Source organism: Roseateles sp. YR242 (genome assembly GCF_900109745.1).
Classification (GTDB): Bacteria; Pseudomonadota; Gammaproteobacteria; order Burkholderiales; family Burkholderiaceae_C; genus Roseateles.
The window spans coordinates 132,334-151,178 of the sequence record NZ_FOAV01000001.1 but is presented as its reverse complement, the minus strand read 5'-3'; the positions used below and the strand labels follow the sequence as shown (position 1 = coordinate 151,178).

Below are 18,845 nucleotides of genomic sequence, written 5' to 3'. Positions count from 1 at the left end.
TGGATCGTTGGCGGCCATCAGGCAGCAAGGGCTTGTGAAGGGGTGGCGCCACCGCGTCGCAAGACGGGCGCAGCAGCGGTCGAGGGCATCGGTAGCCGGCCGGCACGGGCTGCGCCGCCAGCCGCCATGGCAGCCGCCTGGCTGTCCCGCCCGATGGCGATGAGCTGGCGGGTCACGCGCTGCGCGAGCTCAGTGGGGATCACCCGCCCGCCATCCAGGGCGTAATGGGCTGCGCTGACCAGGTGGCGGGGCGGCAGCGCCGGAGTTCGTCCCTCGCGCAGCGCCGCCGCGCCTGCAAGGATGGCGTCTTCGTCTTCGCGCCGGAATGGAATCACGTCCACCAGGGCACGCTGCGCCAGATTGCGACGGGTCTGGAAGGCAATCTCGTCCACCACCTCCGGCACCAGGCGCGGCACGCTGCGCATCAGCGCGGGGGGAATGCGGTTGGGTCCATCACGGCGGTACAGGGCCTGCCACACCCGCAGCAGCCGGGTGGCGTCGCGGGTGAAGCCCAGGCGGCGCATCATTTCCGCCAGCAGGTAGACCCGCAGGTATGCCGTGGGATGGGCGCCACCCGGGCGGTAGGTCATGGTGCGCGGCGCCGGATGCGCCAGGAAGTCCGCCATGCCCCAGGCTGCAGCCGGGCCCCCCAGCAAGATGGCGGCCAGGTCCGCGAAGATCTCCTTGTGCCAACGCCCGTAGACGGAGGCCAGGAAGGGGTCGCGCAACTGGCCCATGATGCGCCGCACCACCGCCTGCCGGTTCTCCTGCCAGATGCCCAGATCGGCCTGCAGGTTGTGCGCCACCTCGTGCAGGAAGACGCTCTGCCAGGGCTGGTCCCGGTCCCAGGGGATGCGGATCAGCGGAAAGGGGTTGGCCTCGCCCAGCAGCCGGGAAAGCGCCACACCGCGACGCATGGTGGCCGGTGAATAGCCGTGCTCCATGTAGCAGACCGGCTTGAGCAAGGGGCCGTCGAAGATGCGCGGTGCAGCCTCGCGAACCGCGACATAACAGTCCTGCGCAATGGTGTCGTGCGCGCTGAGCGAAGGGCCGAAGCTGGTGCCGCGTTGGGCGAAGACTTCGTAGAACATGCCGAACAGCCGCCGTGCACGGTCCAGCTCCCGCTCCACCAGCGCCATGTCCACCAGCGTGCGCTGCGCCGGCTGCTCGCGCCAGTTCTGGCGCAGCTGCGAGAAACGCCCGCGAATGCGTTGCTCCACCCGGGAGAGCCGCTGGTTGGCCACGCGGAAGTGCTCGGGCGATGGTGCGTAGGGCTGGTCCTGCGGACGCAGGCCGACAAAGGCATTGTCGATCCGCGCCAGCCGGCTCATCCGGGCAGCCATGCCGGCGATCTTGGTCTGCAGGAAGCGGCGGGTGTCCATGGTGGGTCCAGGGCGCGAGGGGTAGGGAACGGCAATGGCGGCGATGGCGTGGATGAACCGGCCGGTGCCGCGTCAGTTGCCGATGGAAATGGTCACCGGCCCGCGCAGCACGCGGATGCGACGGCCCCGGCAAGCGGCGCAGACATGGCGTGCGCCGCCCGGCCGTGCCAGCGTCCCGGTGGCCACCGACGCAGCCGCACGTCGGGCCACCGGTGTCACCGTGCGCGCCACCACACGGGCCGCCTGGCCCCGTGGCGTGGCACGGCGCGCAGCCGGCACCAACGGCCGGGCCAGGCGGCGTACCGCCTGCGGCCGACGGGCCACCGCCTGGGTGGCGCGTCGCACCACCCGAACCGCCTGGCGGGCCGGCAGGTTGCGGCGCTGCACCACGCGGCGGGTGGCGCGTACCGTGCGGGCCACGGCGCGTGCGGCGGGCGGACCCTGGCGGCGAACCGCCGTTCGCACGGCATTGCTCACAGCACGCACCGCTGCACGCCGCACCGGCCGGGCGGCCCGCGCCACGCCGGGCAGGGCACGGCGGATGACCATGCCGGCGAGTACCGGCGCAGCGGCGTCGATGCCGTCTTCGTCCAGGCCATCCACCAGTTCGTCAAAGGCTTCGAATTCATCCGCCCCGTCCGCCAGCAGGCGCCCGGCGATGTTGGCAATGCGGCCGATGGCCTGGGCTTGCGGAATCGGAATCATGCTGGCGATCGGCCCCACGACACGTGCCGCCTGGCCCACGCCACGACCCACGCGCCGGGCTACATTCATCGCCCCCCGGGCGAGGCCACCCAGGCGCCGGAAGAACTCGTCGCCGTCATCGGCGTCGAGCGCATCAGCCACGGCTTCCTCCATGGCGTCACCCTCGTCAAAGGACGCGGCGGGGCTGTCGTAGGCGTCGCCCTCGAAGTCGTCGTAGCCGTCCTCTTCATCGAACTCGTCGGCGGCTTCGAAGCCATCGTCTTCGTCGAATTCATCGAAGCCCTCGCCGCCGCCCCCACCACCGCCGAGCAGCCGGCCAGCGATGCCGCCGATGCCACCCAACAGGCGACCGATGAACTCGTCATCGCCTTCGTCGCCTCCGTCGGCATCGAAGCCGTCGTCGTCATAACCGTCGTAGTCGTCATAGGCATTCGTGCCGCTGCGTGCGGGGCCCTCGGCGGCATCTGCCATCAGGTCTTCCATCAGGTCGGTCTCAAAGCGGTCCATGGTGAGGCTCCAGAAAGAGGTGGAAACAGAGGTAGGGCGGGCGTATGGCGCGGCGCCTCACCGGGGCGAAATGGTCACGGTGACCGGTCCATCGATGTTGAAACTGCGCCGGCCCAGCAGGGCCTGGCTGCGGCGGCCGCGCCCCAGGTTGCGGGGCCGGGCCGTCGGTGGTGATGGGGGCGGCACACTGGCCGGGCGGCTGCGCTGGGTCCGCGGCAGGGAACGGGGCTGTGCCGCCACCCGCCGCGCGGTGCGCGGAAGTGCACGGCGCACGCGCTGGGTCGCCTGCTGCGGTGTGGGGGAGGTGCGCGCCGCTGTCCGGCCTGCCGCATGGGTCAGGCGTGGCAACTGGCGGATGGCCTGCGGATCGCGGCTTCTCATCAGCTCGCGGGCCGCGGCCCCAACGCCGCGTACCAACGCCTGCCGGCCGGCCTGGCCCAGGTGGGAGAGGTTGCGAAAACCCAGGCCACGTGCAGCCGCCCGCGCCGCCATGGCGACCATGCCAGGCAGGGCTTCGTCGACCCCGTCTTCGTAGAGGTCCGCCATGGCGTCGAAGTCGTCGAACTCGTCACCGCCACCGCCGATGAGCTGGCTGAGTTGCGCCAGCAGTGCCTGCCCGCCTTGCGCCGCCTGGCCCAGGCCTTGAACGGTCTGGCCGAAACCACCCGCAGCGCGGCCCACGCCCTGGGCCATGCCACTGGCACGGCGCCCCATCTGCGCAGCCGTACGGGCACCACGGCTGACAGTGTCCAGCCCGGAGGCCAGGCCCGGTGCACCAAGCATGCGGGCCAGGCGTGCCGCCGCACCGGCGGCCGGCGAGATGCGCCCGGCCAGACGGCCGGCCTGGCCCGCGATCTGCCCGACGCGACGGGCGCCGCGCGCCACGTTGCCGGCGCTGCGGGCAATGCCCTGCACCCCCCCGGCGCGCCGCAGCAGCATGCCGCCCGCGCGGCCCAGGCCGCCGATGAGGCGGCCGAGGAACTCGTCCTCATCGGCGGCGTCCAGGCCGTCGGCGACTTCTTCCTCGAAGGCATTCCAGAGGTCCATGTCGCCTCCGTCCCCGTCACCGTAGCTGCCGCCGTCGTCGGCTGCATCACCATCGGCGAAGGCGTCCGCCTCATAACCGTCGTAACCCTCGCCATCGGTGAAGGCATTGACGCCACTCTGCGGGGAGCCACCCATGGCATCCATGTCGTCGTCCTCGAAACCGTCGGAGGCCTCGAATCCATCGCCGCTCTCGCTGTCGAAACCGTCGCCGTGCGACATGGCATCACCACTGTCGGTGGCCAGGTCGCCATCGAGCGCCAGGTCCTCGGCACTGTCGAAGGGATTGAGCATCTTGAGCCTCCTGCGCATCACGTCGCGGCGGGTACCGCATGGAAGGCACTCTAGGCAGCAGATGCCGAGCCCTCAATCCGCGACTTGGCGGGGGCTTGAGCAGGGGCGCGCGCACGCGGCGAGGCGGCCGCGCTGGCGCTTGCAGGTGGGGGCGTCAGCGGTCAGCCAGGCGCAGGTGCTGCAAGGCGCGCCTCCGTCGGGGGGGCCGCCGATGCGGGTACTCGTTCGCGGGGGGCTCCCAGAAATCGTCCCCCCAATCTGAAGCTGTACGGTAACGACCCGCGGGACAACAATCGGCGCCCCTGATCCACCAGGCATGGAGCGTTCGCCCATGATTGATATCGACTTCCCGCCAGCGGCCAACGGCGACCGCTGCAGCACCCTGGAACTGCACGGGCGGCGCTACGCCGTGCTCTGCGTGGATGGCCTCACGCCCCGTCAGCAAAGCCGCCCGGGCCTGGCCCGTCAGCGCCACATGTATCACGGCGCGGAGCTGGTGCACTTCCAGCTGGGTGAGCATCGGTATGTCCTGGTTCCAGAGGACGCTGCGCTGGGCGAACCAGGGGCATCGGCCGCGCCGGCCGCGGCGTCTCGGTCGGTGGCGACGGCCGGGGAGGGCACCGGTGAACTCCGCAGGCTGCTGACCCAGCGAGAGCTGCAGATCGTTCAGCTCATCTGCCTGGGTCTACTCACCAAACAGGTGGCAGGCCGCCTGCATCTGAGCGAATTCACGGTGCGCTCCTACCTCAAGACCATCTACTGCAAACTGGGGGTGCGCTCACGCGGCGCCATGGTGTTTGCATATGCCAGTGCGTTTGGGGTGGCGCCGCCCGCCGGGCTGGTGGAGGAGCAGTGAGCGGACATGCAACATGCAATGTTCCGTAAGCCGTAAGCCGTAAGCCGTAAGCCGTAAGCCGTAAGCGTGAGCCATGGCGCCATGAGCCATGAGCCATGAGCCATGAGCCATGAGCCGTGTGCCATATGCCGTGTGCCATATGCCGTGTGCGGTGTGCGGTGTGCCATATGCCGTGTGCCGCGAGCCGCGAGCCGAGGTCAGTGATCAGTGATCAGTGATCAGTGATCGGTGATCGGTGAGCCATGTCAGCGCCGGCTACGGGCTTCCAGCACGAAGTACGCCGTGGCCGCCATGAGCAGGGGCGCCAGGTAATACAGGGCGCGATAAGCGATCAGCGCGGCCAGCACGGTGGCGTCACCCAGCGTGCTACCCAGCAGCGCCACAAACACGCCCTCCAGCACGCCCAGGCCCGCAGGGACATGAGCCACCACGCCGGCCACCGCGGCCACCAGCAGCACGGCGAGCGTGGTGCCGAAAGGCACCGCCTGCTGCAGCAACACATGCACGATAAGGCCGATGGTGAGCCAGTTGGCCGAGGAGACCAGCAGCTGAAGCCCGGCAATGCGAATGGTGGGCAGCACGAAGAGGTGGCCTCGCAGCGTGTAGGTACGGCGCCGGGCGAAGGAACACAAGGCGAGATACCCGGCCACCAAGCCCCACATCAGACCGCCAAGCCCCTTCAGCGCGGCAGCGCCCAGCGGCCATTGCGGCGGCGGGGCCAACCAGCCCATGAGGAACACGCCACCGGCCAGCAGGCCGTAGCCCAGCCAGTTGGTCCCCAGGCTGAGCGCCAGCACCTGCGCCGGGACCGGCTGCCGCAGCCCTTCGTGGGCATACAGGCGAAGACGTATGGCAAAGGCGCCCACCAGAGAGCCCAGGTTGAGATTAAACGCATAGCTGATGAAGGTGATCAGCATCACGCGCCGCGTAGGCACGGCGTGGCCGGTCCAGCGTTTTCCCAGCAGGTCGTAGCAGCTGTAGATCAGGTGGCTGGCCACACACAGCAGCGCTGCCAGGAGCAGTGTGGCCAGCGGTACCTGGCGCAGCGAATGCAGTACCGCCTGCCAGTCCACCTTGCCGGCGGCCCAGGTGAGCAGCGCCAGGACCGCCAGACCAAAGGCCAGGCTCAGCCAACGGCCCCAGGGGTGCCGGCGCTGTGCCGTCAATCCACCGGTTCCTGGCGCAGGCGTTGAAGAGCTGTTTGCCATTGCCAGGCCTCGGCCGCCACAGGCTTGGCGGCGCTGACCACCACCGGCGTGTCCGCCGCTGGCAGGATCGGTTGCTGCCGCACCGGCAGGCGAGCCAGCCAGCGCGGAAAGTGGCGCATCACATGGAACACCAGCGCGCCCACGCCCAGGCGCCACCACCAGCGGTTGGCAGCCGTCTGTGAGAGTTCCAACTTGACGCAGCAGTCCTGCATCAGCGGGGTGAGCTTGGCGCGCAAGGCTTCGTTGAAGGCGCGGTCCTGGATGATGAGGTTGGCCTCCAGGTTGAGGGAGAGGCTCAGCGGATCCAGGTTGCTGCTGCCCACTGTGGCCCAGACATCGTCCACCAGCGCCACCTTGCCGTGCATCGGGCGTTCGCAATATTCATGGATGTGAACGCCCGACCTCATCAGCAGGTCGTAGACCATATGGGCGGCCCAGCGGGCCCAGGGGATGTCAGGCTGCCCTTGCAGGATCAGGTGGACCGACACGCCGCGCTGCGCCGCACGCTGCATGCTCTTGAGCAACCGGTAGCCCGGAAAGAAATAGGCATTGGCAATGATCACTTCGTGCTGCGCCGCGTGCAGCGCCAGCCGGTACATGCGTTCGATGTCATCGCGATGTCGGTGGTTGTCTCTTGTGACCACCATGGTCCGGGCCGTGCCCGCCTCGTTGGGCACCGCAAAGCCGGCATCCGCGTGGTCGCGGAGGGGCCACCAGCGGCGCTTCTGCAGCGCGGGCGCAATGATCTTGCGTGAGGTCCGGCGCAACTGAGCCACGATTGGCCCGTGGATGCGCACGGCGTAGTCCTGCTTGGCCTCGGGGCCAAAGTCGAGCAGGTGGTCGGCAGAGAAGTTGATGCCTCCGATGAACCCCACCTCGCCGTCGATCACGACGATCTTGCGATGCAGGCGGCGGAAGGGCTTGAGACGGCGGGACAGCTTGGGCGGCGGATCGAAGACATGCAGATGTACACCCGCGTCGGTGAGGCTGTGCACGTAGGCTTCCGACAGGGTGGGCGAGCCGAAGCCATCCACCGTCATGTGCACCTCCACCCCTCGTCGGGCGGCGGCGGCCAGCACGTCGCGCAAGGCCAGCCCCACCTTGTCCTCAAAAAGGATGAAGGTCTCGATGAGGATCTCGCGTTGGGCGCCCTCGATGGCGGAGAACACGGCGGGGAAGTACTGCTCACCGTTTTCCAGCAGATCGAGGCGGTTGCCCTGGGTCCACTCGGGCCGTCTGAATCTCATAAGCTGATCTCCGCAGCCAGGGGGGCATGGTCCGACAAGTGCGACCAAGGCTTGCGTGGCAGCACGATGGGATGCTGCACGGCGGCGCCGCGCACATAGATGCGATCCAGCGGCAACAACGGCCACCGCGAGGGAAAGGTGCGTGCCGCCGCGCCATAGGCCTTCACAAACACCTCACCCAGCCCGGCGCAGCGGCTCAAGCTTTTGTGGGCACGCTGGCGCCAGTCGTTGAAGTCCCCGGCGACGATCACCGGTTCGTCCAGCGGGAGGCTGTTGATGAGCTGGCACAGCCGCTCCACCTGCCGTTGGCGGTGAGCCTCACGCAGTCCCAGGTGGACACAGATGGCATGCAGCTGGCGGCCGTCCTGCAGCTTCAGCACGCTGTGCAGCAGGCCCCGTCGCTCGGGGCCGGCCACCGAGATGTCGTGGTTGATGTGGTGAGCGATGGCGAACTTGGAGAGCAGGGCGTTGCCATGGTGGCCCTGCGGATAGACCGCATTGCGGCCGTAGGCGAAGTCACTCCAGAGACTGTCCGCCAGGAATTCGTAGTGGGGGGTCTGGGGCCAGGTGGGAACCCGCGCGGCATGCAACTCGTGTTCACCGAGTACTTCCTGCAGGAACACCACGTCGGCCGACACCGCCCGCACCGCCTCCCGCAACTCGTGCAGGATGAAGCGCCGATTGAAGAAGCCGAAGCCCTTGTGAAGATTGACGGTCAGGACGGTGAATTTCATGGCCTGCCGTAGCGGCAAGCCTTGTGCCCGACGATCGACTCCCTACCTGTCTTCAGGCTTCAGCATCATGGGGCCGACGCACATGACCCCGAACGTGAGGGCGAACACCCCCACGAGAATCGCACCAATCACTTCAAGCATGAGGTCCTCCTGACTTTCGGGATGGGCAATCAATACTAGTCCTGCGGGGCTGTTCCCATCAATCGCCCCCTGCCTTTGTCCCACCGCGCGATTGGGGGATTCCGTGTCCCGAAAAAAAGTCGGAAAACATGACGTGTTGGAGCACCGAACCGGTGCATTTATCGACGTTGTACGGCAGTGGTACTGCTGCATTGATATTTCGCATGGCGCGACGCGTGTGGCGCTTCTTTACAGACGGGAGCTAGCCAGCGCAGACGGTTGTGGAGAAGATGCACTTTCACCCTCCCTCAAGACCTGACACCACAGACCATCGAGGAACTGCTGCATGCCTTGCACACACGGACACCGTCATTCCATTTTTTGCGTGTTGCCCCCTTATCTGCTGGACGCCATCCTGCGGCATGGCACGCAGCAACAGCGAGACGCTGCGGTCAGGACCAAGTCGGTGGACCACACCTTTCGCTCCTTGCGGCTGTCGGGCCTGGGCGCGAAGGCGGCCCGGCGCATGACCCCATCCGCCGCGGCGGTGGCCTCGCCGGCCGTGCCCGTCAAGCGACGGACGATCTTCAATGCCAACCACACCGAGACGCTGCCTGGCACGCTGGTGCGCGGGGAAGGGCAACCAGCCTCCGGGGATGTCACCGTAGATGAAGCCTATGACGGCCTGGGCGCCACCTTCGACTTCTTTGCCGAGGTCTACCAGCGCAACTCCATTGACGATGGCGGCATGCCACTGGAAGCCACGGTGCACTTCGGGCAGGACTACAACAACGCGTTCTGGAATTCCGTGCAGATGGTGTTCGGCGACGGCGACGGCGAGCTGTTCAACCGGTTCACGATTGCGCTGGACGTGATCGGGCATGAGCTGTCCCACGGCGTCACCGAAGACGAGGCGCAACTGCAATACTTCAATCAGTCAGGCGCGCTCAACGAGTCGATGTCGGATGTGTTCGGCTCGCTCATCAAGCAATATCACCTTCAGCAGACGGCGGACCAGGCGGACTGGCTGATTGGTGCGGGCCTGTTCACCGCGCGGGTGAAGGGCGTGGCGCTTCGGTCGATGAAAGACCCCGGCTCCGCCTATGACGACCCGGTGCTGGGCAAGGACCCGCAGCCCAAACACATGGACCAGCTGGTGGACACCTTCGATGACAACGGCGGCGTGCACATCAACTCCGGTATTCCCAATCACGCGTTCTACCAGGTGGCCACCCGCATTGGCGGCTTTGCCTGGGAGCAGGCGGGGCGGATCTGGTATGACGCCTTGCGTGATGCGCGGGTGAAGCCCAACGCCAATTTCCTGGCCTTTGCCAGGGTGACGCTGGAGGTGGCGGGCACGCTGTACGGTGTGACCAGCACGCAGCGTCAGGCGGTGAAGGACGGCTGGGCAGCGGTGGGGATCGCGCTCTAACATGTCGCCATGAAGATCCGTTACCAACGCGACGGCGGTTTGGCTTATCTGCCGGGCTTGCAGCGCCCGCTGGAATTCGATGCGCAAGCGCTCGATGACCCGCGGCGTGAAGAGCTCTCGCGACTGGTGACGCAGTCCTGCTTCTTTGAGCAGCCCGCGCAGGTGGGGGCCGTGGCCAAGGGCGCGGCCGACCATACCACCGAGACCCTCACCATCGAAATGTCCGGTGTTGCGCATCAGGTCCGCATCGTGGGCACGCCGCAGGACGAAGCGCTGGTGGCGCTGCTGCAGGTGGTGCGCGCGGCGGCTGCCGTGATCCGCAAGCGCGGTGGCTGAACTGCTCAGGCCTGGAGGCTGAATGCTGGGCAATCGCAGGAGCGCGGCGGCAGAGCGCTGCCGTCGCAGCTCCGTCCGAGCGCTGCCGCCGCAGCAACGTTCAGACGATGCGCTTGAAGGTGATCTCTTCGATCAGCGTGTCCTCGCCCATCTGCCGGACGGTCTGCTGCACCACTTCTGCGCGGCCTTCGGCGGCCAGATGCTGGATTTCCCTGGCGGCGCTGTCAAACACCAGCGGATGTTCCAGACCGGTGCCCGCGTGAGGGAGCTCAACCAGTTCCCCGGGCTCCGAATCGAGAAAGACGGACATGGCGATGGAACTCATGTGGACCTCGTTTTTAGGATGACACAACCCCACTTTATGCTGCGACGCAGCAAGTTCAACCCCTTGTGAATTGACCCTGGTCAATGAACCGTCTTGTCCCTGCCAACCGCCCAACCGGCAATCGATGGTTCAGAACCGCACCGATACCCCCACCGTCCAGGACCAATCGGGCGCAGCCTTGCTGATGCCGCGGAAGACGGCAGCATCGAGTTGGAGATCCGGGCTCAACTGCCAACTGGTGCCAGCGTCGAAGGTGACCACCTTGCCGCCATTGCGGTTGGAGGCCAGGGACTGGCCGGCGACCTCGACAAATCCGCGCCAGCCTTCCCGCAGGGGGATGCCCAAGGTCGCTGCCAGGATGCCGCCTAAATAACGGCGGTTGTCGCTGTTTCGGTCCTGATAGAGCCCCGTCATCACGCCGGCCGAGAAGTCGTGCGGCAGATCCCACTCGGCCGTGAGCCGGGCCGAGGGGCGCCAGCCTTCTCCCTTGAACTCGGACGATCCCGATGGAGCGTCCACATGGAAGAGCCAGGCCATGCCGGGCCGGCTGCCGTCTTCAGCACCGTCGGCCACATGCCATTTGATGCCCAGCGAACTGTCGGCGAAGCCGCTGGCCCGCGCCGTCTCCCCACCGGCGGTGACCCGGCTGCGCACGGCGCCATCCGTTTCCAGCCTCAGTTCCACATCGTCCCAGGCGCCCCAGCGCAGCAGCGTCGGGGTGGACCATGTACGGTTGCGGACGCCGGCCGTCTTGTCCTTGTCAAAGGCGACGCTGGTCTCGATCTGGAAACGCCCCTTGCCCACCGTGTCGCTGGATTCCACGAAATCCGGCCGGTCGGTGGCAATGCCATCGTCTGCCCGCGCGGCAACGGGGAGCAGCCCGGCTGTCAGCAGTGTCACGGCGCACAGGGGAACGCGGCAGGCCGCCCAGCGGGCGGGGAGGGGGGAAGTTGCGGGCATGGAGTGCTCCCTCTTGCGGATTGGGGCGGATTGGCGCGGGTTGGCGCGGTTGGCGCGGGTTATGGCGGCGTCTTGCGAGCGCCATGCAGGCGCAGCGCTGGCGAGGCGCTGCGGATGTCAGGCACTGTAGTGGGGCATCACTGGCCTCGCCAGTCACCTGTTGCGCCCAGGCCGACAAACTGCCGCCCCGGATTCCCGCTCGGCCTCCGCTCCTGCCCCTGGCCCCGATCCGCTACCCCCGCCTGTTCGCCACCATCCGCCATCTATCCGCCCCCCATCCGCCACCCATCCGCGCCTGACCCTGCCCGTCACGCCGATCCTCCAACCAGTTGCGCTGCCCCACCGCCACTGCGCTCTACCGCTTGTCGTCCTGGGATGCAGCTGGCGCCGTTCCGGCGCGCTTTGGTCGCGAGGCCGTGGCGGCGCGCGGCGCGGATGCAGACACTGCATTCCATCGACACACCGATCAACGCTTCAACAGCCCTTCAGGAGAAATCACCATGAACACCACCACCATCGCCTCCATCTCCAACAGCACCAGCTTCAAGGCCTTCGCTTTCGGTTTCATCGCCACGGTCGCCCTCGCCGCCGGTGTCGTCCACGCCGAAGTCAAGCGTGAACGCGCCGCGTCCGTCATCACGCTGGACACGGTCTACATCACCGGCAAGCGCGCACCGCAGGAAGTGGATCAACAAGTGGCCCAGCAAGCCACCCAGCAAGAAGTGCAGACCCTGCCCACCGTGGTGATCACCGGCCACCGCACCACCACCATTGCCGAAAACATCCAGGTGGCCGCCCTGTGAGCCGGCGCAGGCCCACGGCGGGGCTGGGACCGCCAAGAACCGTTTTATCCGCCTATCCACCAACGCCCGACCTCACGGTTCGGGCGTTTTTCTTTTTGGGCGCGGGTCTGGCCAAGCTGGAGCCTTCCCCAGATGGAGGATTCGCCGCGTCGGACGGGCTGCTACAAAGGCCTGACAAGCGTCCTTGAGAAACCTCTGCATCACTCCTCGCGCCCGAGGTGACCCCGCTTCGGGCGGTCCGCGGCGTTGCAAATCCTCGCCATAGCGCCCGCTTTGGCTGCGGTTTGTGCCTTCGCCCCATCCCGAATCAAGGGCAGCTCGGCTCGCGGCAGTGACGCAGAGGTCCTCAGCGACCACCAGAACAACCCCCTTGACGGGGCGGCCGACAACGACACCTCCACGATGGCTCCTGCCGGACTTACCGCCCGATCTTTTTCCGATGACCATGCCATGCAAGCCATCCTGTACTGGCTCATGGACGGCTTGGCCCGCTGGGTGATGCACTGCAGCAGCTCACGGGTTGCCTGGCATCAAAGCCTCCTGAGTGGCCTGGCCATCATGGCCCTGGTGACGGCGTCGGCCTCGACCCCAGCGTCGGCCACGGCCTCGGCCTCGGCCACGGCCACGGCCACGGCCACGGCGGGTGCCCATGCGGGCGAGGAGCGCCGCCAGGATTTTGTCCAGACGTTCTGGAGCACCAAGGCGGGCGCGCCGGCCGAGATCGTCGACATGGTCCAGGGGCCGGGCGGTGCGCTGTGGATGGCCTCGGCGGACGGCTTGATCCGCTTTGACGGCAATCGCTTCGAGCGCATCAACCTCTACCCCGACGGCGACACCGCGCCCCAGAACCTCTCCAGTGTTCTGGTCACGCCCGACATGGATGTGTGGGTGGCCTTCCGGGGGGGTGGCGTGGCGCTTTACCGGCCTGGCGCCCGGTCCGTCACCCATTTCGGTGGCACGGCAGGGTTGCCGGACATTCGGGTGGTGAAGCTGCGCTTTTTCGCCGGATCGATCTGGGCCGCCTCCATGCAGGGGCTCTACCGTTTCGACCCGCAAGTGGATCAGACCCGATGGCATCTCGTCGCGCACGCGCAGGGCCTGCCCGCCTCCGTGGCCCGGCTGGAACTGGACCGCCATGGCGCCTTGCTGGTGCAGGGCCGTCGCGACCGGCAGTGGTGGCGCTTGCGCCAGCCAGACGGCCGAGCCGAGGCCATTCCCGGTATCGGTGCTGGGGAGACGCTGGCGCAGGATGCGTCCGGCGCCTGGTGGTTGCTGCAGGATGCCCAGCGGCTGGCGCTGCGCCGGCCCGACGGTACCCGTGCCCAGTGGCGGCTGGACAGCCCCATCAATGGCGACACCCTTGTCGACCGCCGTGGCGGCCTCTGGGGTCTGAGCCTGAATGGCACGGTCTTCCACGTTCCTGCACTGGGGTCCGCGGCCTCAGGCCAGCGACTATCGATGGAGGACTTTCCCATCGGCCGCGCCCTGGGCGACGCGGTGCCGTTCTCGGTGCTGGAAGACCGGCTGGGCCAGATCTGGGTGGGGAGTACCAGCGGGCTGATCCGATTTGCCCTGCCGACGGCACACCGGGCCGCACCCTACGGTGTCGGCGGCGGCGGCGCGCTGGTGCCCGCTGCGGCCGGCGGCGTTTGGGCCACGCGCACCGGCGCACCGGTGACGCGCTGGACCACCGACGGTGGCACGGCCGCCATGCCGCTGTCGGCCGCAGACATGGCCAACCTGGGCGCGAGCTTGCTGGTGGATCGGCAAGGTGAACTGTGGCTAGGCGGATTTGGTGCTGCGTGGCACCAGGCCGCGTTGACACCAGGCAGCTCGCACTCACCCGGCTCAGCCTTGCGCGCCGTCAGCCTGCCGCCCGAGGCGCAGCGCCGCCACGTGCAGGCGCTGGCGGACCTGCCGGATGGATCGATGTGGATGTCGATCGGCGGCCAGGGCGTGTGGCGGCAAGGTCCGAATGGCTGGACGCGTTCCACCGACCCGGGGCTGCAAGGCAATGCCCTGGTCATGACCCCCACCAGGACCGGTATTGCCGTGGGTTTCGCCGAGCAGGGTGTGGCCGTGATCACCAGCGAGGGCGTCCGGGTGTTGCCCCCGGCCGACCTGCCGCGCGGACGCATCTTGGCGATCCATGAGCGCGGCCCACATCTCTGGATCGCCGGCGATGGCGGGGTGTCCTTGTGGCGCGAAGGCGCCATGCACCGGCTACGCACCACGGGTGACTTTCAGCTGGGCATGGTGACCGGTGTGGCGGAGGCCCCCAACGGCGACTTGTGGCTCAACGAGGTGAAGGGCCTGGTGCTGGTGCCGCATGCGGAGATCGAACGCCTGCGGCAAGCCCCGGACAGTCCGCTCCATCCGCTGCGCTTTGGCAGCTTTGATGGCATCAGCGGCACGCTCAACCCCTTCCGCCAGTTTCCGTCGCTGGCCATGGACGGGCAGGGCCACCTCTGGATCAGCCGGGGCTACAACCTCTTCTGGGTGGATCCCGCCGAGCTGGCGCGTATGAGGCCCGCCATGCTGCCCAGCGTGGTGGAGCTGATGGACGAGACTGGCCCGCGCCATCAACGCGACGGCCGTGCGCTGGTGACGTCCGGCGCCCTGGTGAAGGTGGAGTTTTCCGCCCCGGAGCTGGCCCGTGCGGATTCACTGCGCTTTCGGGCCTTGCTGACCGGGCGTGATGCCACCTGGCGCGATATCGGCAATTCCCGCCAGGTGGCCTACAGCGGCCTGCAGCCCGGCCGTTATGAACTGCTGCTGCAGGCGGCCGGCCTGCGCCAGGGCTGGGATGAGGTGAAGACCCAGACGCTGGTCGTCATCGAGGTGCCACGGCGCTGGTACCAGACCTGGTGGTTCCGGGTGCTGGTGGGGCTGCTCGCCGGCGTGCTGCTGGCGCTGCTCTATCGCCACCGCCTGCGGCTGGAAGTGGGCCGGGCCCAGCGCCGGCTGAGCGCGCGGTTGAACATCCAGCTGGGCGAGCGGGAGCGCATGGCCAAGGTCCTGCACGACAACCTGTTGCAGGGCACGCTGGGGGTGGGGCTCAAGGTCAGCGCCGGCATTCGGCGGCTGCCGCTGGGGGACCCGGTGCGAACGCGCCTGGAGCAGGCGCTGCTGGATGTGGAACGTATCGTGCAGGACACGCGCGACCACCTGAACGCGTTGCGTGGGCTGGATGGCGGGCTGCTGTTGGGAGCCGCCATCCTGCAGGCGCTGGAGGCGCGCGGTGATGTGGATGCCGGCCTTGTGGACGTGGACGAGAGTGCCCCGGCTCGGGAACTGCGGCCCGGTGTGGCGGCGGAGATGCGCAACATCGCCGTGGAGGCGCTGCGTCAGGTCCTGCAACTGGCACCGCAACGGCCAGGCCCACTGCGGGTGAAGCTGTTCATCTCGTATGACAAGGCCGGGCTGTGGGTGCGGGTTCGGGATTTCGGCGAGGTCGCAGCCGATGCGTCGGGCATCAGTCGATTGCGCGAATCCGCCGCCCTGTTGGGGGCGGACATCGACTGGCGGCGCGGAGATTCCGGCACGGAAGTGGCGGTATTTCTGAAGGCGTCGCTGGCCTATCCGTCTTGACCCGACATTGCACGCATCCCTGACTCAGTGCCCACCCTCGGCGGAGACCTTGCGGGCATAGAACTCGGCCACTTCCTGTACCTCGGCGGCCGTCATGGCCCGCGCCATGTTTCGCATCTGGCCGTGGGCGTCATTGGCCCGTTGGCCGCTGCGGAACAAATCCAGCTGCAACACCAGATAAGCCTTGGGCATGCCTTCGATCCAGGGGGTTCCAAGCTTCTGGTCCACGCCGCCGTGGCAGGAGATGCAGGGCGCGATGTTGCGGATCGGATCCCCCACACGCACCAGCGCCGGCAGGGTTTCGTCATAGGTGGTCGGGGACGTGCGCGCCTTGGGCAGTGAGGCGTAGTAGGCCGCCAGGTCACGGATGTCCTGGTCAGACAGGCCGCGCGCCAGCGATTGCATCACGGCATTGATGCGCCCGCCCTCCCGGTAGTCATGCAGCTGCTTGATCACGACTTCGGGATATTGGCCCGCGAGGTTGGGCGAATTGGACACACTCGCCCCTTGCGCGCCATGGCACATGGTGCAGTTCAGCGCCAGCGTGGCCCCTCGGCCCACCGACGCGGCCTGCTCCACCCGGGTCATGCCCCGGTCCAGCACCACTTTGGTCGCCAGGGGGCGGGGTGGCACGTCGCCGCCGCCAGGCGTGGCCCACGAGTTCGGCACCCCCGCCGCCCGGCAGATCGCTTGCCAAAGCCCGCCCACCGAATAGTCCGCCTGAACCGATGGCAGGGCGATGAAACCGATCAGCGCTGCCGCCACGGTGAAGGCCACCAGCCCGCCTACGCTGCGCCGGAACCAGCGGTTGGACCACGAGAACAAGCGTGCGTCCATCAGCGGCTCCCGATAGGAATAACCGGCACATACGCGTGCTCCAGCCGCGCCAGCTGGACGATGGGGAAGCCGTAGTTGACCAGCGTCAGCCCGATCATCATGGCCACCCACAGCCCGAAGGTATTGAGGGCCACCGGGGTGCGCGCAACCGGATGGGCCGTGATGCTGAAGGTGAACGGCGCAGCCCCGGTTTTTTCACGCCGATGGGCGCTGGCCAGGATGTAGACGAGCAAGCCCGCCGAGACGACCAGGAGCAGCCCACCAAACGTGGACGCCACCACTGTCCACGCCTGCGGCGCCAGCGCGGGATGGGTGTAGTCGTAATAGGCCATGCGCCGAGGCGCCCCCAGCAGGCCCACCAGATGCCACGGCATGGTCAGCACCAGCATGCCGATGAACCATAACCACAACTGCAGGCGGATCAGTGCCGGTGGCAAGGGCTGCGTATCCGTCAGCTGGGGCCAGAGTTCATACGCCAACATGAAGTACATGATGACGATGGCCCCGCCGAAGATCAGGTGGAAGTGACCGGTGACCCACTGCGTGTTGTGGATGGTCTCGTTGAGCTGATAGCTCATGTTGATGATGCCGCCAGCGCCGCCAAAGCCCAGCATGACGAAGGAGAAGGTCACCGCCAGCATCATCGGGTTGTGCCAGGGCAGGGCCTTGACCCAGCCGAAGGCGCCGCGTCCACCGCGCAGCCGCGCCGCGATCTCCACCGAGGCGACGATGGTGAACACCGTCAGCAGCGTGGGCACCGACACCATGGCGGTCATGGCGGCATGCATGAACTTGAAGCCCGCGCCCACCTGCGGGTCGGCAAACAGGTGGTGAATGCCGATGGGCATGGAGAACACCAGGAACAGCACAAAGGCCACCCGCCCCATGGCGTCGCTGTAGAGCCGCCCGCCGATGGCGCGCGGCACGATGGTGTAGAAGGCGATGTAGGCCGGCATCAGCCAGAAATACACGATGGCATGCAGGGTCCAGGAGAAGAACACCCGCGCCAGCCCGGCATTGATCGTGTCGGTGAGGCCCAGGGACGCCGGCAGGATGAGCACCAGCACCTCGATGGCTGCACCCAGCGAGGTCCACGCCCACAGGTAGGCGCCCGCCACATTGCCGAACATCGCCAGTGGCACCGTGGCCCCCGGGTTGGCCTTGCGCCAGGCACGCAGGTTGATGGCCATCAACGCCACCCAGATCCACGAGCCCACCACCACCAGCACCACGCCGATGTAGTACCAGCTGCTGGCCAGCATGGGCGGGTAGAAGGTGTAGAGCACCGAGGCCGCACCCGAGGCCATGGTGATGGCCGCGATCACCGTGCCGGCGATCACCAGCCAGAAGCCCGCCCAGGCCCACTTCACACCCAGGAGCGGCCGCTTCAGGGCCAGCTCGCACACCGCATAACCAAAGCCCATGGCCACCAGCGTGGGCAACACATAGGCCATCACGGTTCCGTGCGCGGTGACCGAGCGGTAGTAGTGCTCCGGATTGTTGATCCATTGCGACAAGGGGCTGCGCACAAACATCTGCCATTCACCCAGCAGGATGGCTGCGGCAAAAGCGATGAATGCCACCCAGAAATGCGCCAGTACCAGTCGTTTAGCCTGCAACACAGCTGAGCCTTTCTCCCGTACGCGCCTTGGCCAGGAATTCGGCCGCTGGAATCACCTGCACACGGGCCCACATGGCTTCGTGGCCGGTGCCGCAATATTCATGGCAAGGCATGAGGTGTTCACCGGTCTGCTTGAAGCTGGTGGTGAAGGTGGCCACAAAGCCAGGGACCAGCATGGTGTTGGTGTTGGTCCTGCCCACCACGAAGCCGTGGATGGCGTCCGTGGCGGTGCCCCGAAAGGTCACCGGCATTTCAGCGGGCACCACCAGGCATTGCGGCACGAATGAATATTGCTGGGCAATGAGGCGCACCGTCACCGAACCATCGGGGTTGAGCTGGGTGCCGAGATTGCCCTCGACGAATTCGCCCTGGAGGTGCAGCGTATTGACGTCCACCGTCTCCACGCGCGAGGGCGGCATGGCGGCCCAATGCAGGCCGGCATACACCATGCTGGCGATGATGACCACGATGATGGCGCCGACGATGAAACTCCAGCGTCTTTCCGCGGTCTCCGCCACATGCTCAGCTTCATGGCCTGCTGGATGGCCGGGCTGGTGGCCCGGCCCAGGGCGGCGCCCGCCGCCCGGGCGGGCGGACTGTGTACCCGTCATTGCATGGCTCCGCGAGGCAGGTAGACCAACAGATAGAACCCCAGGTACAGGGCCACGACAATGGCGGTGGCCAGGCCCGCCACCGCAAAGGCACCGGACGGGCCGGCACGGACGATCTCATCGACCTTGCGGTCTTCGTCCGCCTTCTGTGCCGGGGTCTGTGGCAGTGGCTGTGCCGGCGTCCGGGTGGTTCCCGATGCGGATGACCTTGCGCGTTCTCGCTCCATACGGG

General features: G+C 67.3%; 17 protein-coding genes. 5 read left to right on the top strand and 12 right to left on the bottom strand.

Annotated elements, in window-relative coordinates:
* Positions 1–17: 17 nt before the first annotated feature.
* From BMY53_RS00665 to BMY53_RS00655, 3 genes are all read right to left on the bottom strand, one after another.
* Positions 18–1,382 carry a hypothetical protein gene (locus BMY53_RS00665; RefSeq protein ID WP_255369966.1) on the bottom strand — a complete coding sequence of 455 codons (1,365 nt, stop codon included), beginning with the start codon at positions 1,380–1,382 and terminating at the stop codon, positions 18–20.
* 72 nt (positions 1,383–1,454) lie between these two features.
* On the bottom strand, positions 1,455–2,594 hold the full coding sequence (locus tag BMY53_RS00660; protein ID WP_092942475.1) for a hypothetical protein: 1,140 nt from the start codon (positions 2,592–2,594) through the stop codon (positions 1,455–1,457).
* A gap of 57 nt (positions 2,595–2,651) precedes the next feature.
* Positions 2,652–3,932, bottom strand: a complete 1,281-nt coding sequence (locus BMY53_RS00655; protein ID WP_092942472.1) for a hypothetical protein — start codon at positions 3,930–3,932, stop codon at positions 2,652–2,654.
* Positions 3,933–4,263: 331 nt separating this feature from the next.
* Here BMY53_RS00655 and BMY53_RS00650 point away from each other — a divergent pair, with 331 nt between their 5' ends.
* Positions 4,264–4,788, top strand: a complete 525-nt coding sequence (locus tag BMY53_RS00650) for a response regulator transcription factor (protein ID WP_218151153.1) — start codon at positions 4,264–4,266, stop codon at positions 4,786–4,788.
* Between the two features lie 245 nt (positions 4,789–5,033).
* On the opposite strand, the gene BMY53_RS00645 is transcribed toward BMY53_RS00650, so the two are convergent.
* From BMY53_RS00645 to BMY53_RS00635, 3 genes are read right to left on the bottom strand one after another with little or no spacing between them, the layout of a single operon-like run.
* Positions 5,034–5,954 carry a lysylphosphatidylglycerol synthase domain-containing protein gene (locus tag BMY53_RS00645; RefSeq protein WP_255369965.1) on the bottom strand — a complete coding sequence of 307 codons (921 nt, stop codon included), beginning with the start codon at positions 5,952–5,954 and terminating at the stop codon, positions 5,034–5,036.
* Positions 5,951–7,243: a cardiolipin synthase ClsB gene (gene clsB, locus BMY53_RS00640; protein ID WP_092942463.1), complete on the bottom strand. Its 1,293-nt coding sequence runs from the start codon at positions 7,241–7,243 to the stop codon at positions 5,951–5,953. Before clsB ends, BMY53_RS00645 begins: the two co-directional genes overlap by 4 nt.
* Entirely contained in the window at positions 7,240–7,977 is a 738-nt protein-coding gene (locus BMY53_RS00635) for an endonuclease/exonuclease/phosphatase family protein (protein ID WP_092942460.1), read from the bottom strand. Before BMY53_RS00635 ends, clsB begins: the two co-directional genes overlap by 4 nt.
* Before the next feature lie 466 nt (positions 7,978–8,443).
* On the opposite strand from BMY53_RS00635, the gene BMY53_RS00630 reads away from it, so the two are divergent.
* Complete coding sequence (locus BMY53_RS00630) at positions 8,444–9,529, top strand: M4 family metallopeptidase (RefSeq protein WP_092942457.1); 1,086 nt, start codon at positions 8,444–8,446, stop codon at positions 9,527–9,529.
* Positions 9,530–9,538: 9 nt separating this feature from the next.
* Positions 9,539–9,865 carry a protealysin inhibitor emfourin gene (locus BMY53_RS00625; RefSeq protein ID WP_092942454.1) on the top strand — a complete coding sequence of 109 codons (327 nt, stop codon included), beginning with the start codon at positions 9,539–9,541 and terminating at the stop codon, positions 9,863–9,865.
* Positions 9,866–9,965: 100 nt separating this feature from the next.
* Here BMY53_RS00625 and BMY53_RS00620 read toward each other — a convergent pair whose 3' ends face one another.
* Together BMY53_RS00620 and BMY53_RS00615 are read right to left on the bottom strand one after the other, a co-directional pair.
* Positions 9,966–10,190, bottom strand: a complete 225-nt coding sequence (locus tag BMY53_RS00620) for a hypothetical protein (RefSeq protein WP_143073860.1) — start codon at positions 10,188–10,190, stop codon at positions 9,966–9,968.
* A 129-nt stretch (positions 10,191–10,319) separates the two neighbouring features.
* Complete coding sequence (locus BMY53_RS00615; RefSeq protein WP_092942448.1) at positions 10,320–11,150, bottom strand: transporter; 831 nt, start codon at positions 11,148–11,150, stop codon at positions 10,320–10,322.
* A gap of 500 nt (positions 11,151–11,650) precedes the next feature.
* On the opposite strand from BMY53_RS00615, the gene BMY53_RS00610 reads away from it, so the two are divergent.
* Together BMY53_RS00610 and BMY53_RS00605 are read left to right on the top strand one after the other, a co-directional pair.
* Positions 11,651–11,953, top strand: a complete 303-nt coding sequence (locus tag BMY53_RS00610; protein WP_092942445.1) for a hypothetical protein — start codon at positions 11,651–11,653, stop codon at positions 11,951–11,953.
* A gap of 450 nt (positions 11,954–12,403) precedes the next feature.
* A complete protein-coding gene (locus BMY53_RS00605) occupies positions 12,404–15,544 on the top strand; it encodes a sensor histidine kinase (RefSeq protein ID WP_092942442.1) in 3,141 nt (1,046 codons plus the stop codon).
* Positions 15,545–15,568: 24 nt separating this feature from the next.
* On the opposite strand, the gene BMY53_RS00600 is transcribed toward BMY53_RS00605, so the two are convergent.
* Genes BMY53_RS00600 through BMY53_RS00585 form a run of 4 tightly spaced genes read right to left on the bottom strand, consistent with a single transcriptional unit; the run spans position 15,569 to position 18,840 of the window.
* Positions 15,569–16,381, bottom strand: a complete 813-nt coding sequence (locus BMY53_RS00600; RefSeq protein WP_092942439.1) for a c-type cytochrome — start codon at positions 16,379–16,381, stop codon at positions 15,569–15,571.
* Complete coding sequence (locus BMY53_RS00595) at positions 16,381–18,003, bottom strand: cbb3-type cytochrome c oxidase subunit I (RefSeq protein WP_092942436.1); 1,623 nt, start codon at positions 18,001–18,003, stop codon at positions 16,381–16,383. The genes BMY53_RS00600 and BMY53_RS00595 overlap by 1 nt, the downstream gene beginning before the upstream one ends.
* Positions 17,990–18,613, bottom strand: a complete 624-nt coding sequence (locus tag BMY53_RS00590) for a cupredoxin domain-containing protein (protein WP_092942433.1) — start codon at positions 18,611–18,613, stop codon at positions 17,990–17,992. Before BMY53_RS00590 ends, BMY53_RS00595 begins: the two co-directional genes overlap by 14 nt.
* The gene (locus BMY53_RS00585; protein WP_143073858.1) at positions 18,610–18,840 is read right to left on the bottom strand and encodes a hypothetical protein; all 231 of its coding nucleotides are present in this window, start codon (positions 18,838–18,840) and stop codon (positions 18,610–18,612) included. Before BMY53_RS00585 ends, BMY53_RS00590 begins: the two co-directional genes overlap by 4 nt.
* Positions 18,841–18,845: the final 5 nt, after the last annotated feature.